We start from the raw sequence: 16,721 nt of genomic DNA, 5'->3' as shown, positions 1-16,721 counted from the left end.
AAATGGGAGTAGAAAAAATTAAAGCAGCGTTTGAAAATGGAAAGAAAGCATTTATTCCGTACGTAATGGGCGGAGATGGCGGCTTTGAAAAATTAAAAGAAAGAATTCGTTTTCTTGATGAAGCAGGAGCGAGCATCGTTGAAATCGGCATTCCTTTTTCGGATCCAGTCGCAGACGGTCCAACGATTCAAAGAGCAGGGAAACGAGCGCTAGATAGCGGCGTAACAGTAAAAGGTATTTTTCAAGCATTAATAGAGGTAAGGAAAGAAGTGCAAATTCCGTTTGTACTCATGACATATTTAAATCCAGTACTTGCATTCGGAAAAGAGAGATTCATTGAGAACTGTATAGAAGCAGGTGTAGACGGCATCATCGTTCCAGACTTACCGTATGAAGAACAAAATATTATTGCGTCGTTACTTCGAGAGGTAAACATTGCGCTCATTCCACTCGTTACCGTAACGAGTCCTATTGAAAGAATTGAAAAAATTACGAGTGAATCAGAAGGGTTCGTTTATGCTGTTACAGTAGCGGGCGTAACGGGAGTACGTCAAAACTTTAAAGAGGAGATTCATAGTTACTTAGAAAAAGTAAAATCACACGTCAACTTACCAGTAGTCGCTGGATTCGGCATCTCAACAAAAGAACATGTAGAAGAAATGGTTACAATATGCGACGGAGTTGTCGTTGGAAGTAAGGTCATTGAGCTTTTAGAAAATGAAAAGCGAGAAGAAATATGTGAATTAATATATGCAACAAAACAAAAAGAAGAGGCGTAGTCTCTTCTTTTTGTTTTGCGTAATAAATGTTAAAATATACAGAAAATACATATAATTCAGAGGAGGAGAAGGCATGCTAAGACGTAAATTACTATATCTATTTTTAACTGTACCATTATACGCTTGGCTTATTAGCATGACGAAAATAGAGTTAATGGCTCTATTTTTAGGGTATGTATTCATCTTTTCTAACTTAAATCGCATTCAAGAACAGTCTATTTTAGAAATATGTCTATTTTCGATTAGTATAGAATTATTTAGTATCGTTTCGATTGTATTATTAAACGAATTATTTCTACGGATTCATTCATTTACATTAATGAAATTTTGGAATATTATATTGCAAGCAATATGTACTTACATTGTGTTTGTTGTGTTGAAAGAAATAGTCGGAAAGCAGACAGTTTTTCAGGATAATAGAAAATGGGAGTGAATGAAAAGGAGCCGTTTGGTTCCTTTTTTGAATCTGTTGTAAAAACAATTGAAAATTATAGCATCTGTTATATAATAGTTAAAAATTGTATTTTAAAAGAAATGAGATGATAACATGGCCATATTGTTGGCACTTATCCCAATTATGATGATTTTCATTTGTTTATTTTTATTTAAACAAACGTCATTAAGGTCCTCGTTAATTTCTTATGCTGTGTCTGTTGGAATCGTTTTACTCTCGCCAACGTTTCAATTAGGGATAAGTGAAACTGTGCACGCAACGATTAAAGGATGGTTAATTTGTTTTATTGTCGGATACGTTTTATTTTTCGGTATTTTTTTATTTCACCTCATGAACAAAATGGGGTACATCGATCAAGTAGCACGTTTTCTAGAAGCAGTTACTCAGGATCGTTTATTACAAATGCTGCTTATGTGTTTTGGCATTTGCCCGCTTATTGAATCAGTAAGTGGATTCGGTATTGGCTTCATGGTTGCAGCACCTATTTTTCTTTCACTAGGATATAAACCATTTCAAGCTGTACTGCTCTCATTCATCGGCTTACTAGCTAGTTCATGGGGCGCAATGGCAACTGGTACGATTATCGGTTCGCAGCTAATCAATATGCCTCTTACAACACTTGGTACAAATACAGCGCTATTAAGTATCCCGATGTTTGCTTATTTCGTCATTCTTTCTTTACATGTTGTTGGCGGCTGGCAAGCGGTTATAGAAAAGTGGAAAGAAGGAGTAGGATTCTTTCTATTATTTTCTCTCGGAATCTATCTTTCTAATGCGTACGTAAGTGTTGAACTAGCTGGGATATTAAGTTCTATCGTTACGATTACATTTGGCTTTCTTATCATTAAATTAAAAGGAAAAAGTGGGCAAAATCTTATAACAGAACATGCGGCTGCAACGGAGAGAGAAGTATCCATTCTAAAAATTATTAGCCCTTATATATTTCTAACAGTTTGTATTTTACTTTCTCGCCTCGTTCCTGCATTACATGACTTGTTCAGATCATATGCAGTCCTTGATTTGAAATCATACTCTTACAAATTAGAAATGCTGTATTCACCAGGATTTTGGCTCGGTATGACTTGCTTATTTACTATTATTTTCTTCCGCATCCCGTCTAATATTATTAAACAATCACTCTCACAAACGATCAAACAATGGATTCCTTTTGCGATTACGACGACAATGTTTATCGCCATTTCAGAACTAATGGGTGCATCAGGCATGCATTCATTACTCGCAAAGACAGCTGGTGATACATTTGGAACCTTTTTCGTTTTCGTTGCTCCGTTTATTGGCGCTATTGGTGGATTTTTAACAGGTAGTAACGCAGGATCAAATGCAATGTTTATAAAACTCCAAATGCAAACCGCACAAAACGTAGCACTCCCGTGGCAATATGTCACAACCCTTCAAAACACCGCATCATCAGTAGCGACAATCGCTTGTCCATCACGGATTACATTAGGTGCTTACTTATGTAATATCCCTTACCGTGAAAATGAACTATTAAAGAAGACGACGTTAATGATCTTTGGTGCGGTTTTACTTGTAGTGGTAGAGGTTATTGTTTGGTATATGTTGAGAAATTAAAAATCCTCCTAACATAGGAGGATTTTTTTTATGAGTGGATAATGATTTAAATATGAATAGCTGCTACTAAATGAATAGGAGATGAAATGTATGCCCCTAAAAAACTACGGTGTGTTAAAAGGTACAGTTATACAATCAAAGATGGGAAAAGGGAAAACACCTCATTATCAAGTTCATTTACAGGGCGAGACAGGAGTAGATTATCGTATTGCAATTAACGTAAAATCGCAAAGTTATCCATCAGAAGTTTTATATTTTGCGAGTAACAATATTAAGTCAGAGGCGATTCATATTTTACCGACATTACCATTCGGTTTTACAGAAATAAAAAACAATGAACCGAAAGTAGCTTTAGATTATGTAAGAGGAAATCTATTTGACTCAAATCAAATGATTCCTTTGCCTCCCGAAAAAGCAGGAGCAGATAATGATTTAAATGAAAAAATAGAACGTTATATAAAACGAGCGATAGAAGAAAAAGCAATTATTTATGCATTTGGCGAAAGATGGGGACCAGAAGAAAATACACCAGATTCCTATTTTCATTTCAAACCAGGAAACGGTATACATGATATTCACATGAATCAAGGGAATGTAGAGAAATGGAAAGCTGATAATGGCATATGGCATGACGGAGGAATACTCATTCACTTCGAGAAGGAAGAAGAATGGATTGGTATCTTTCTGGCATTCCAATCACAGTCATGGTGTACCGATGAAGAAGGGCATGCTCGTGTGCCTGTTGAGCATTGTGATTATAAGGGGAATAAGTGAGGAGAAGAGCTAGTCTGAAATGGACTAGCTCTTCTAGTTGGAGTACATTCTGTTCTAAAAAAATTGTTGTTAATTTGCAATACTAAATAATAGGGAGATGATTTGAATTTTTAAACATTATATATTAATATAATGTTATATGTATTGTTTAAAAATGCTAGGAGGAGATTTTTTCTTGGATAAAACTGAATATTTAGAAATTTTGCGAAGGACAAAAGAATTTTTACAAAAGAATTTCTCTTTTATAAAAGTAGGATTCTTTGGTAAGCGGATTATTTCAATTATAATCATTTTAATATCATCGTCAGTGGCATATTTTTCCGGATATCTGTTTTTATGGGGATACTATTTTGGAGGTGAAAAGGACCAATCACTGTTATCAGTTGCAGTTAATTTAGTGCCTATTGATCGTGTGATAGCTTTTTCTGTGGGCTTCTTTTACATCATCTTAATTGGAATTATTGTTTTGTTTTTTGTAGCTATATTAAAAAATAAAGATAGTTTTGACTCAGCTTTTTTAATAGCGTTGGCATTAGGTTTAACAAACATAGCGATTGTATATTTTTTTGCAGCAGAAATAACATTTATGGCATATATTCAGACGTTATTACTTTGGGTGTTACCTTTACTTCTTGTACTTATAAGTGCAAATTTTTATTTTTGTTTTAAAGATTTTTATACTTTTATAAGTTATGAGGTATATTGTTACACTACATATATTAGTTTTATAATAATATCCAAATACTTTAATTTAACATCGCTAGGGGATTTATTATCCAGATTTGAATTTTTTATATTAATGTTTATTATTGGTGCACCAACGATATTTCTAATAAATCAGATAAAAAATCAAATGATTTTATTTACAGTGAAAAAAATATTGAAATCCATTGTGATAATTCCGATACTTTTAATGCTAGGGTTACATATTTATGTAGACGCATGGGCTAAAGCAATTTTCACTGTATTTATTATTAATACTATGATTTATATAAGAGTACGGAGGGGAGAAGATAAGACGACAAAAATATTAGCAGATGAAGGGCGTAGGGGAGTTACAAAGCCACTATATATTACGAAACCGTTCACGGTAATATTATATATGTTAGTGGTGTTTTTTATTATAAGTAATTTAACTCTATATTCTTTGGTTCAAGGAGGAAAATATATGTATTTAATTCTTCAACCAAATAATTATCAGACAATAGAGTATATATGGGATGGAAAATTGAAACGTATAAAGGGGAATATTATTTCTAGTCAAAATGATACGTATTATATATCAACAACTGAGAGAAAATTAATGATTTTAAAAACAAAGGATATAATTATAGATTCAAATCAATAAGAAGAGGGCGTTCAAAACGAACGCCCTCCTCTTATTTTATAAAACCCAAAACTAACAAGTGTAGAAAGGCAAGAGAACAGCAGTGCTACACTAGAAAACGCAATGAGATACATATTATATTTCATAACCTGTCCAATTAGCTGGTTACTGTCGTATTGAAATAGTCCTGCGATTATGTTGAATAAAAATAATACGATAAACATGACGATCACACCGTCTATTGATCCTTTAATATCTGGTTTACTTAAAGCGATATGTGCAGAAATACAAATGGCGATAAATAAAAATAGCCAAAAGGAAGGATTCAATAAATTACTTATTGTAAATAAGCTTTTCAATAATACAAACGTCGACAAGAGCATGTTTTGAACCATTTCTATATTAATAGAAGTAGAAGCGATTGTTTTTTCGAGAGTTGTATTAAATAAGAAATATGAATTCGGTACGAAATAGCGCATTAAAAGGATTAACGCAGTAATACCAGAAATAATAGGACCAATTCCAATGAAGAAGTTCCCAATTCGTTGATATACACTTTTTTGATTGTATTGATGTTGTACGTATCCTAAAGCACCTTGACTTGTATCTGTTGGGAAAAACTGCGTTCCTACAATTTTATGACGAAATAGCACACACATAATGGCATGTCCAAGTTCGTGAATCGGAACACCAATCCAAGCCGTTAATAGGAATCCTTTTCTTCCGAAAGCTCTCGACCAATACATGCGTGTGAGAGATTCTAAATATCCTAATAAAAATCCAATTACAATGATAACGCCAATTAAAGATAATAATTGGATTACGCTTGTAAGGAGTATTTGAAAAATTGAGGTTACCAATTCCATTGCCAGTCATCCAATCTGTTAAAAATATTATTTATTCTGTTTCATAATAGCATTTTTTTTCAAGATTACTAGCACATATATTTTCTTTCGGAAGAAGGATTTCAGAATCTTTTTCTTGTAGTCATGTTTTATGTACAAATTCATATATTGAATTTGTAACACCCTATACGGTATATCCTTAAGGAGGGATAAGAGAATGAAATGTCCGTCATGTCATACAGAAAATGCAGCGGAGGCAAAATTTTGCGGGAATTGTGGACATTCGTTAACGGAAGAAGTAGTGGCAAGTAGTGGCCAAGAAGAAGGACCGGAACAAGCACGTGCGGCACAAGCAAAGGAAGCTCGGCAAAATGAAACGGTAGAGCAAGCAAAGCGGTTTGCGAGCGGCTATTTTCAATTTTTTAAACATGCATTACAAGCACCGACAGCGATTATGCAAAGCGGCGCTATTGAAGTACGAAATGGAATTGTAAGTCTTGTTCTTATTTGTTTTTTAGGAGCATGTATTTTTTATAGAATGATGAGTGCAGCATCAGCAGTTACGAGAACATTTGCACCAGATATATCTACTCCCACGTTTTTTGGAGAATCTATAACGGTCTTTTTCTTTTTATTAATTTTAACTTTATTTGTCGGATTTATTATTTTTGTAAGTGGTAAGATGATGAAATCATCTTTTTCGTTTCTTGAAGTATTTGGTATATGGGGAACGATAGCGACGCCGGCTATTGTCATATTAGTCCTTTCTTTTCTTTTTAGTTTCTTATTAATCTTTTTCTTACCTATATTATTATCCGTAGCCGCAACTTATATAGGGATTAGTATAACTGTAGCCGTATTAAAGCTAGACAATGGCGGATTAGATCTCGTTTACACACTTATTATTGCAAATGTTTTAATTGGAATTGCAACGTTCATTGTACTTTGGTCTTACATTAGCACGATAATTCAAGCCTTAACACAGGGAATAACTGGCTTCTAATGAAAAGGTGGTTGACTGAATGAATGTATGTACAAAGTGCGGAGCTCAGTTTGAAGATGGTTTGCAATTTTGTCAAAACTGCGGGTCGAAGAGGGGACGTCCTGTAGTAAAGAAGAACATGAGCGGTGGTGCAAAAGTTGGTATTACACTGTTAGCGCTATTTGTTATAGTGATTATTGGATTGTATTTGTACGGATCGTCGTATTATACGCAGCTGGCACAAGTAGACCGGATGATTACGATTTTACAAGAGAGGGACGGAGAGAAATTAGCTGAGATCGTTACGGCAGATGATCCATCGGTTATGATAACGAGAGAGAGTGTAAAGCCCCTATTTTCATATATAAAAGAAAATCCATCTTACGTAAATGAATTAAAAGGATATTTGAGACAAGGTGAAAAACAACGGGACGGAATAGAAAGAGCTGATTTTTCATTAACGAAAGACGGAAAGTATTTCTTTATATTTGATCGATATAAATTGAAAGCGAAGACGTACTATACAACTTTGCTTACAAATGAAAAAGGCGTATCGTTAAAAATGAACGGAAAAGAAATTGATAAGACAGATGACAAAAAGTTTGAGAAGCAATATGGGCCATTTCTTCCGGGAAATCAAGTGTTTCAATCAGATTATAAAAATGACTATGTAAAATTATCTCGTGAGGAAAAGGTTGTACTTATGAAACAGAGCCAAAATAACGTAACGATAGATTTAACGTTGCAAGGTCAATATATTACAGTTCAAACGAACGCGCCGGGTGCAACATTGTATGTAAATCAAAAACCGGTTACAGCGCTGGCAGGAGAAGAAATTACATGGGGGCCAGTAGCGACTGATGGAAGTGCGACGATTTATTTAGAACGAAATGGAGAAAGCGGACGGGAAACGACACAAGTAGAGACGGTAACGGCACTTTCGTCTTATAATCTTCCATTCCAAAAGAAAAGTACAGAAAAAACAGTTGTTTATAATGTTACTCCAACGCCCGCGACTGGGTATGTATATAATGGTTTCATCTTTCCTGATAGTGATATTCGAAAATTAACGAGCGCAGATTTAACATATTTATCGAAAGAGCAGTTGAAAATTGCTAGAAATGAAATATATGCAAGGCATGGACATATTTTTCAAACGAAAGATATGCAAGCGTATTTTGCAAAACAGTCTTGGTATAGAGAAAATCCTTATTTTAAAGGAAAGTTAACAGATATCGAAACTTATAATATTGAACTAATCAAATCAAGAGAATAGAACACAGGAAAAAAGGTACAGTGCATAACTGTACCTTTTTTATGGTTTTTTATCTGAACCAGGATCCCTTGAGAAAAAGATATGAAAGAGAAATGTGACTTTACTTGCTCCTCCTGATGTACTTGCTTGCACATGAGATAAACCATTAGATGTTAAAACACCTTCAGAATGAGGGGGTACGACTATTTTGAGATTATCATCTGATTCTGATGATGCAGTAACTGTTATTGTATCATCAGATAAGTTCAAAATTTTTACAGTGCCGATTGGTAAGATGGACTTGCCAGCGTGTGATGCTGAAGCGAAGCGAGAGCCTTTCCAAATCGTTTGTGGGAAAGTCTCATCATTAGATAACCAAGCACGAGCACTATAGATGGTTGCGTTAATAGAGAATTCTTGATCAAGCGACAAGGCGGGTTTTGGTTCTTTCGGTTCCTCTGGAGTTTGAGCGAGAAGGCCGGCGCACATGTATGTTTCACCTACTTTCAATTGTTACTGTTATAGCATATTAAACATATTGTTTATAAGACACGACAGTTACCTATTCAAGCATAGGTTTGTGCACAAAATTTGAAGATGAAATTCTCTTTCTTTACAATGGAAGTAGGTGTTATTTCTATAAAATATGGAAAACGTAAAGAGTATGTAAAAAAGAAGGAGTGGTAAAGTGAACTATGTCATTATTGGCGGAGATGCAGCTGGTATGAGTGCAGCGATGCAAATTGTTAGAAACGATGAAAATGCAAATGTTGTAACTTTAGAAAAAGGTGAAATTTATTCATACGCTCAGTGTGGATTACCGTATGTCATTAGTGGTGCTATCGCTTCAACTGAAAAGTTAATCGCGCGTAACGTAAAGACGTTTCGTGAGAAATATGGAATTGATGCGAAAGTGCGTCATGAAGTAACGAAAGTAGATACGGAAAAGAAAATGGTGTACGCAGAGCATACGAAGACGAAAGATGTCTTTGAATTTCCGTACGATCGATTATTAATTGCGACTGGAGTGCGTCCTGTTATGCCAGAATGGGAAGGACGGGAATTACAAGGCGTTCATCTTTTAAAAACAATTCCTGATGCTGAGCGCATATTAAAAACGCTAGAAACGAATAAAGTTGAAGATGTAACGATTATTGGCGGTGGTGCCATTGGACTTGAGATGGCAGAAACATTCGTCGAACTTGGTAAGAAAGTAAGAATGATTGAGCGAAATGATCATATCGGTACGATTTATGATGCAGATATGGCAGAGTACATACATAAAGAAGCAGATAAGCATCATATTGAAATTTTAACGAATGAAAATGTAAAAGCGTTTAAAGGGAATGAACGGGTAGAAGCAGTTGAAACGGATAAAGGTACGTATAAAGCGGATCTTGTTTTAGTATCTGTCGGAGTGAAGCCAAATACTGATTTTCTTGAAGGGACAAATATACGTAAGAATCATAAAGGGGCAATTGAAGTAAATGCATATATGCAAACGAATGTGCAAGACGTATATGCAGCTGGTGATTGCGCAACACATTACCACGTTATAAAGGAAATTCATGATCATATCCCGCTCGGAACGACTGCCAATAAACAAGGGCGACTTGCTGGACTGAATATGCTTGATAAACGAAGAGCCTTTAAAGGTACGTTAGGTACAGGTATTATTAAATTTATGGATTTGACGCTTGCAAGAACAGGATTAAATGAAAAAGAAGCGAAAGGGCTACACATCCCGTATAAAACAGTCAAAGTAGATTCCACTAATATGGCGGGCTATTATCCAAATGCGAAACCACTTTACTTGAAATTACTATACCGTTCCGATACGAAACAATTATTAGGCGGGCAAGTAATTGGAGAAGAAGGCGTAGATAAACGGATTGATGTGATCGCGATGGCACTTTTCAATAAAATGAGCATTCATGATTTAGAAGATGTAGACTTAAGTTATGCACCACCATATAACAGCGTTTGGGATCCAATACAGCAAGCGGCAAGGAGAGCAGAATAGCACTTTTTAAGTGCTATTTTTTTCGTTAAAGGGGAATAAGCCTTTTTGCCGAATAAAAAAGGGGGAAATAATTACAAATAGGGAAGAGGGATCATTAAAAATGTTTGTAACACTTCAAACCGTTCAAGAATCAGAAAAAGAAATATTACGTAATTTGTACGCACTATATCTTCATGACCTCTCTACATTCACTCCTAATATAACGATTGGGGAAAATGGATTTTTTGAATACGAAGATTTGCACATGTTTTGGGAAAATGACGGAATCACTCCGTATTTTATTAAAAGTGATAATGATATTGTAGGATTTTTATTACTACTGGAACGTCCTTTTTTGAAGAAGGAAAACGACTTTGGTATAAATGACATTTTCATATTGAATCAACACAAGGGGAAAGGAATCGGTAAACAAGTTATTGAGAATGTACTAAAAGAGAAACGGGGGCAATATTTCGTTATCGAGCTTGTGAAAAATATACCAGCTGTTTCTTTTTGGAAGAAAGTATATAGGGAGCTAAACATCGAATTTGATGAGAAAATACAGTTAATCGATGATGAAGAATGCCTCGTTCAAACGTTTAAAATACAATGAGATGGGTGCTCCTAGTATATTACTTTGAAATTTAACTTTATTTTGAATATACCGTTCACCCTTGAAAACATAGTACGTATCGCTTATATTGTCATATAGTATTTATTTTTTAAACAAAGCAATGAACGAACCAGGGGGCGCAGTATGGCAATTAATATGAAAACAATCGAAGAATGGATTGTTGAATCAAATACAAGACATGAAGAAGACTTTGGACACGTTGTGGAAGAAATGAAAGAAGTATGTGTCGGACTTGATAACGCGACATTAATTTATACGAAAAATGTATTTTGTTTCGGTAAAAAAGTAGAAGTATTTTTCTTCTTCCAAGACCATGTCGTGATTGGACAAGAAAAAGACGAATATATTGAGATTGAAAAATTAAAGTATGATGACATTACAAATAGTAACTTAAAAACAAATGACAAAAATACTACGTTAGAATTAAAGTTTGCTAACGGACAATCTATCAATTTAGATAGTTTAAATGATAACTACGGTACGAAAAATTGGTTATTTGCTAGACAAATTAAGAGTATTTTTAAGTTAATCTAGTAAAAAAGCACGCCGATAGACGGCGTGCTTCTAACAATGCAAAGCCCCTTTTAACCAATTCCGCGCTCGATATGCCCCAACTGGAACTTGAATAAGAGATGTTTCATTCCCAGCATCTATTCCGTACAATTGATCACATGAATTTGTATCAAAACTAAGTAAAGGATGCCCGCCCATCCCCATCGCGGTCGCTGCAAAAACGAGTTTATGAACGAGTATACCTGCTTCCATTTGATGAATACGGTACCCTCTATAGCCTAATGCATTTGTATAATAATCTTTCTTTCCGACTACATGTAGGCAAAGTGGTACTTGAAAAAGGTTTACGTTATCCATCGTCATACTAGACTGAAGTGGGTAGCGAAGGTCTCCATATCGAATTGGTTGTATGGAATGTGTTTTACTGTTATAAGCGTAAGCCCCGTTTTTAATATTTTTCACGTTATAAAAACATCCGTATACGGAGACGCGTGTATTTTCATTTGTATACTTACCGTCAAGGTCGTTGTAATAGGGGAAGGAGAGACTCGCTTCCTGTAGTAAAGTAGCGAGCTCAGCTGCATCCCATTTCGTTAAAGTAAAGTCAGCATCAGGGGAATACCGTTTTCTGCAAAGTTGCAAGAAATCATAAGATAAACGCTCTACTTTCGGCAGTTGTACAGCATGCTCATGATATTGATAGTGCTCTTCATGAGCTAGTGTTTGGAAGTGTGCTGTCGATTCGATCATAGAAGCTTCATTTATTTTTGTTATCATCGGATATTCATCTACATGTTTTGAGCGAACGAAATGTTCATGTGCGAGCGGCGGAATTTGTTGCAACAACTCATGAGAAGTAACTGTTTTATTTTCACGGTAATCATTGTGAAACCAATTAGTTTCTAGCTCTGTACTTAAAGGAATAACGGCATACACACTTTCTTCGCCTTCTGATAATCCGAGTAAATGGTTCAGTGCACGGTCTAGAAATTGAAAGTATACGCCGTTCGTATAACCGAACTGTTTTGCACATTCTAGTAATTGTCCAATGAGAACACCGCTATCTAATCCTTGAAGTCGATATGAAAAATTATTGTATTTAAAGTAGTTTTTCCAAAACATAGTAGATACGAATGCAGCACCAAAACAAGACTGTATGTTACAACGATTGCCGAGTGCTTCAGTAAGATAAGAATCGAAATTTCCTTCGCGAAGTAAAATAAGCCGGTGATGCGCGGCGTCATAATGGTAAATGCCGTCTGGAGAATCGTCAATCTTTAAATAGATATACAATTCATTCGGATATAAAGCACCGCCTGAAGGAATGGATCTGCGTAATACATTTCTCTCGCTATTTAGCTGACATAATTGTGTTACACCAAATGAATACCAAAGGTAGTGACCAATCTCATTTAGAGTAGGTGTAGTAGAAGAGTTCGATAAAGATAACGGGATTTCTAAGGAGAGCGGGATGGTAGGTACATTTCGATATAATTTATAAGGAAGCGGTGCGTCTTTCCAGTCCACCTCATGATTCGGCATAATTTCATCAATAGAGAAATGGAGATGATGTAAAAAAGTATCTAGCTGCATGAAATCTCTCCTTTACTATGGAAACGGATGCGGATGTGGGTTTAATTGTTCATTCGTTAAAGGTTCGGTTGTATATCCAAGTGTCATCGGTACAGTATAAACTCGGTCTAACCCTGTAATCCGGGTGAGATGGTGACCGAACGTCATCGGTAGCATGCCTGGAACAATGACTTTTACACAATGTAATCCGTTTTTTTCTATAAGAGGTACGGTTTGATCTACAACGATTACGTCAAGTCCAGTTTGCCCTAGACGGTTTAAAAGTTGATGAAGATCGGATGTTAAATCTAGATCGAATGATTGTAACACATTCATTTCTTGGAACGTTTGCACCGGTGCATCTTCTCGTAAAAGGAAGTAAAGACGTTCTTCCGTTTCTTTCAATCCGTACAGCATACTATGGTCTTCCATTTTATTAACGAAATAAGGATCTTGTAAGCACTTTTCGTAGTATTCTCTTTTGTGCTCGAGCTCATCGTCTGTTATAAGTAACATGCCTGCTATTTCTTGAATGGCGCTTTTTAAGGCTCGAATAGGATCTAAATGAGCGCCTCCCGCACAAACAACGTTCATTCCATTTTCACGCGTATTTTTTGCAATTACCCATAAGCTCGGGATGCCGTGTTCCATCGTCGCGTTAAAAGCGTGTAATTCATACCCGGTAATCGTACGTAACCGCTGGATCATTAATTGTAATTCTGTATCATTTGCTGAACTCAGATCAAGGCGGGGAAGAGGTAATTCTGCATACCAAGTGAGTAAGAAGGCATCACGCTCTACAATTTCTAAAATACCGTGAAAAATCGCTTCTTCTAAACTACCGCCAATTGCACATCCATTTGATGTTTCATACACGAAAGCATCTCGATGACCGAGGCTATAATAAGCAATTGATTCAGGAACTAAAAGCGGTCTGTTTTGTGATAAAGAATATCCCCATACCCAGTTTTGCTCATAATCAGGATCAAACGGCTTAAATGGAAAATTATCACGATTGTAATGTTCATTTGTATGTACACCGAGTGTGAGGGGATTTAGTGCATGTTCCTCTAAATCATGAAAACTACCATGCACATTTGTCTTTTTCCCGCGAGGCGACATACCGCAATATCGTTCTAAACCTTCTAAAATAGCAGTTGCTTCACTCACTGCAAATGAAAGAGTTCGGCCTGCAACACCTTCATTTCCGAACATTAATGGCATGTTTATAATGACGTCAGCGAATGGTAATAATGAATGCTGCATTTTGCCGTTCAACATACCGACCCGATAATCTAAATAGTCTCTCGTTAAAAATGTGTTTAATTCATGAATGGAACGGCAGCGGTACGTTTCGTTGCTTACTTTTAAACTCGGTTGTAAAGAAATTTCCGCCGCATCCGCAGTATCATTAGGTAAATTACTACATACAGGACAGAGAGGATCTGGAAGAAAAGAATGTCGCGTACATTGTAATGTTTGTAAGTTTAGTAAAATAAGTTCATTTTCTAAAGAAGAATGGTTATGAGTTAATATTTTTTCTGTTTCTGCGCAAATAAGATGGCACATTTGTAACATTCCATTTTGGGTGGCACGTACATCACGCCTCGTTACATCATCTGCTTTAAAGGCATATTTCCGCTGTAGTTCCCACATTTCTTTTTGGTCAAAGCCAGCGATAAAACGGCGTCCATCAGAACAATGAGAACATCCGGGCGTAAGAGGATGAATGTAAGGACCGATAATACCTTCGCCAAATGAAGTAAAACCACGTAGCCATGGAATATGATTTGACCGAAAAATTAGCTCAGCGTCATGATGAATAGTAGAAGGAGATCCGTCATGTAATACGAGAGCGAGATGAATATTTTCAGGAAGTACTTCTGGAAGAGTATGCTGACGAATGATGGAATATTGTTTGCATAATTGATCATGTACATAGTCTGCAAGAAGGCCATCTCCTATAAGCAATATATTTTGAGTCATAGACCGTCCTCCTTTGCAATTAATACCCCATACACACCGTCTAAGTTTTCTTTCAAAAATGGTTCGATTGCTAAATCAAACACGAAGGGATAAAAATTATGTTCTTCTAAATGCTGTAAGGCAAGCTGTAAAGATTGCACACTTGGAATTTCTTCTTCCGCTTGTATTTCCACTCTAAAAGAATCCGTGTCATATAAAATAATAGATGATTCAGGCAAGATATTAGCTCTGTAAGGAGTCTCTTCACTTTGAATGTGGAGCAGTGATAGTTGTAGTGCGTTCCTTAAGGCTAACGTCATATTAATATTAGATGCACCGTACCATCTATCATTTATACCAACCCAAATGACTGGAAAACTGAGAATCTCTTCACTCATTGCGATTTTAGGTGTTTCATGAATTGTAGCAAGAGCATCGTAATAAAATCTACAATGTTTATCGTGAATATCAGTTAAATCAATCGTTGTAAGTTCTTCTAGCATATGTGACTGCCGCTCATACAGTTTATTGTTTAAATGTTGTTGTAGTGCCCGGTAAAATCCTTCTGTCATCGTTTCTCCAGCACCGATACCGATATCGTTATGTTCAGGAATAAGGCGGTGAATGATTTCTGCTACATATGTTTCAATTCCTGTTAAACCGGCTTCTCGGCGTGCTTCATTATGAGTCAATCCACTGCAAGTCATAAGAGGCAGAAGGGGAGCTGGGCCATCTGATAGTGGAGTGGCTACTTGAATATAGCACTGTGATAACGGTAATTGATATGAATCTTGTTCATCCCATACATGGAATATACCGGCTTCTTTAGAAGTTAATGAGTCGAAAAAGCGGAATACATCAGTTGAAGTATGTTGGCCATACCGATGCTCAAGTTTTTCAGAAAGATTTTCTATCGTATCAATTGTAAAACTTTCATCAGTTGCAAGAGGGTGTTTTATAAAAGGATGCCACGTTCCTTCAAGTGTTTCATAGTTTAATAAAAAGAATTGTGATTCTTTTTCACGATATGAATCATCCGCGACATGTTTAAACAATTCAAAAACGATTACATTTGCTAACATGGCAGATGTAATTGGTGAGAAGGAATCCGATGAATTTTCATTTTGCAAAGTCGTTTCATGTAGCCGATGCCATGCGGATTCCCAGCATTCATCACGATTTTCTGTTACGACAGGTCCAGCTATACCGAGTGTTGATAAACAAATAGCTGGTATGAAATTCTTTTTCGTTTCTCTACAAATAGTGTGAACTGTTTTTAAACCGTCAATGTCTCCGTTTTGAGAAACATATAAAATCCAATCAAAAGGTTCGAATACTTCATGTAAAGGACGGTCAATTGTAGTATCGATTTCTTGAAGGAGTACACTGTTATCAACTTCATATGCACGTTCTATTAGCTCATGTATTCTGTCATAGTTTGTTTCATCTCGATCTGTAACGAGGTAATGAAATGTAGGTAAACCAGATTCTAATAAAGAAGAAACTAAGGAAGTGAGCATATCCCCAGAACCAAGTACAAGGACATTTGCTCCGCGGTACGTTTCGAATTTTAAAGCACCTGAATGAGAATCGGCTTCTAAAAATTCAATTTGCGAAGCATATCTGTCGAGTAATGTACTGTTTAATTCATGAGGTGCATCTTGATTTGCATCGCGAACGAAACCATTTTCATATAAAATCTCTCCAATTTCAAATACCCGATTTTGATAGGGGAGAGGGAGGCCATCGGTTATTTCTGCTAAAGAATAATTTCCGTTAAACATTGGCATTAATTTTTCAATCCAGTCATAAATTCCATCACCGTCCATGCGAAATGAACTGGCGTTATTTCGAAAATAGACACCCCCGTTTGAATCGGGAAGGAAGAAAGTATCCTTATTTACTTTAAGTTTTGCATGAATTGGAAGGTTATTCATTTTAATCCTCCTTACGTTTAGGCATACATTATTACTTTATGTCATGAAATTTGTCCCGTATGAACACAATAAAAAAAGGCTGTAGAATG

At 36.0% G+C, this 16,721-nt stretch carries 15 protein-coding genes; 10 read left to right on the top strand and 5 right to left on the bottom strand.

The genetic code is table 11. The features are described 5' to 3' along the window. Window positions 1-2 precede the first annotated feature (2 nt). The 5 genes from trpA to M1D66_RS20705 all read left to right on the top strand — a co-directional run bounded on the left by trpA (window position 3) and on the right by M1D66_RS20705 (window position 4,948). Window positions 3-779, top strand: coding sequence for a tryptophan synthase subunit alpha (gene trpA, locus M1D66_RS20725; RefSeq protein ID WP_000537816.1), 777 nt, complete (start codon window positions 3-5; stop codon window positions 777-779). A 73-nt stretch (window positions 780-852) separates the two neighbouring features. Further along, window positions 853-1,212, top strand: coding sequence for a DUF4029 domain-containing protein (locus M1D66_RS20720; protein ID WP_000946131.1), 360 nt, complete (start codon window positions 853-855; stop codon window positions 1,210-1,212). Between the two features lie 114 nt (window positions 1,213-1,326). Further along, the gene (locus M1D66_RS20715; RefSeq protein ID WP_144596719.1) at window positions 1,327-2,826 is read left to right on the top strand and encodes an L-lactate permease; all 1,500 of its coding nucleotides are present in this window, start codon (window positions 1,327-1,329) and stop codon (window positions 2,824-2,826) included. A gap of 90 nt (window positions 2,827-2,916) precedes the next feature. After that, window positions 2,917-3,600, top strand: a complete 684-nt coding sequence (locus tag M1D66_RS20710) for a DUF2278 family protein (protein ID WP_242554752.1) — start codon at window positions 2,917-2,919, stop codon at window positions 3,598-3,600. A 175-nt stretch (window positions 3,601-3,775) separates the two neighbouring features. After that, on the top strand, window positions 3,776-4,948 hold the full coding sequence (locus M1D66_RS20705; protein ID WP_242554751.1) for a hypothetical protein: 1,173 nt from the start codon (window positions 3,776-3,778) through the stop codon (window positions 4,946-4,948). Window positions 4,949-4,959: 11 nt separating this feature from the next. On the opposite strand, the gene M1D66_RS20700 is transcribed toward M1D66_RS20705, so the two are convergent. Further along, entirely contained in the window at window positions 4,960-5,793 is an 834-nt protein-coding gene (locus M1D66_RS20700; RefSeq protein ID WP_000424614.1) for a hypothetical protein, read from the bottom strand. A 196-nt stretch (window positions 5,794-5,989) separates the two neighbouring features. Here M1D66_RS20700 and M1D66_RS20695 point away from each other — a divergent pair, with 196 nt between their 5' ends. Continuing rightward, complete coding sequence (locus M1D66_RS20695; RefSeq protein WP_000650088.1) at window positions 5,990-6,775, top strand: zinc ribbon domain-containing protein; 786 nt, start codon at window positions 5,990-5,992, stop codon at window positions 6,773-6,775. Between the two features lie 19 nt (window positions 6,776-6,794). Then, window positions 6,795-8,030 carry a TcaA 3rd/4th domain-containing protein gene (locus M1D66_RS20690; RefSeq protein ID WP_001099903.1) on the top strand — a complete coding sequence of 412 codons (1,236 nt, stop codon included), beginning with the start codon at window positions 6,795-6,797 and terminating at the stop codon, window positions 8,028-8,030. Window positions 8,031-8,069: 39 nt separating this feature from the next. Here the strand turns inward: M1D66_RS20690 and M1D66_RS20685 are convergent, their stop codons facing one another. Beyond that, entirely contained in the window at window positions 8,070-8,498 is a 429-nt protein-coding gene (locus M1D66_RS20685) for a hypothetical protein (RefSeq protein WP_000332415.1), read from the bottom strand. A 199-nt stretch (window positions 8,499-8,697) separates the two neighbouring features. On the opposite strand from M1D66_RS20685, the gene M1D66_RS20680 reads away from it, so the two are divergent. The 3 genes from M1D66_RS20680 to M1D66_RS20670 all read left to right on the top strand — a co-directional run bounded on the left by M1D66_RS20680 (window position 8,698) and on the right by M1D66_RS20670 (window position 11,179). Next, complete coding sequence (locus tag M1D66_RS20680; protein WP_001110231.1) at window positions 8,698-10,032, top strand: CoA-disulfide reductase; 1,335 nt, start codon at window positions 8,698-8,700, stop codon at window positions 10,030-10,032. 100 nt (window positions 10,033-10,132) lie between these two features. After that, window positions 10,133-10,624 (top strand): GNAT family N-acetyltransferase, encoded by a 492-nt coding sequence (locus M1D66_RS20675; RefSeq protein ID WP_012593175.1) that lies wholly within the window; start codon window positions 10,133-10,135, stop codon window positions 10,622-10,624. A 144-nt stretch (window positions 10,625-10,768) separates the two neighbouring features. Then, window positions 10,769-11,179, top strand: a complete 411-nt coding sequence (locus M1D66_RS20670) for a DUF3908 family protein (protein WP_000996808.1) — start codon at window positions 10,769-10,771, stop codon at window positions 11,177-11,179. 30 nt (window positions 11,180-11,209) lie between these two features. On the opposite strand, the gene M1D66_RS20665 is transcribed toward M1D66_RS20670, so the two are convergent. From M1D66_RS20665 to M1D66_RS20655, 3 genes are read right to left on the bottom strand one after another with little or no spacing between them, the layout of a single operon-like run. Then, window positions 11,210-12,751, bottom strand: coding sequence for a SagB family peptide dehydrogenase (locus M1D66_RS20665; protein ID WP_242554750.1), 1,542 nt, complete (start codon window positions 12,749-12,751; stop codon window positions 11,210-11,212). Window positions 12,752-12,766: 15 nt separating this feature from the next. After that, complete coding sequence (locus M1D66_RS20660; RefSeq protein ID WP_000192981.1) at window positions 12,767-14,716, bottom strand: TOMM precursor leader peptide-binding protein; 1,950 nt, start codon at window positions 14,714-14,716, stop codon at window positions 12,767-12,769. Continuing rightward, the gene (locus M1D66_RS20655) at window positions 14,713-16,632 is read right to left on the bottom strand and encodes a putative thiazole-containing bacteriocin maturation protein (protein WP_242554749.1); all 1,920 of its coding nucleotides are present in this window, start codon (window positions 16,630-16,632) and stop codon (window positions 14,713-14,715) included. Before M1D66_RS20655 ends, M1D66_RS20660 begins: the two co-directional genes overlap by 4 nt. Between the last annotated feature and the right edge of the window lie 89 nt (window positions 16,633-16,721).

The organism is Bacillus sp. PK6-16 (assembly GCF_056530295.1).
This window is presented reverse-complemented; position numbering and strand designations above follow the sequence as displayed.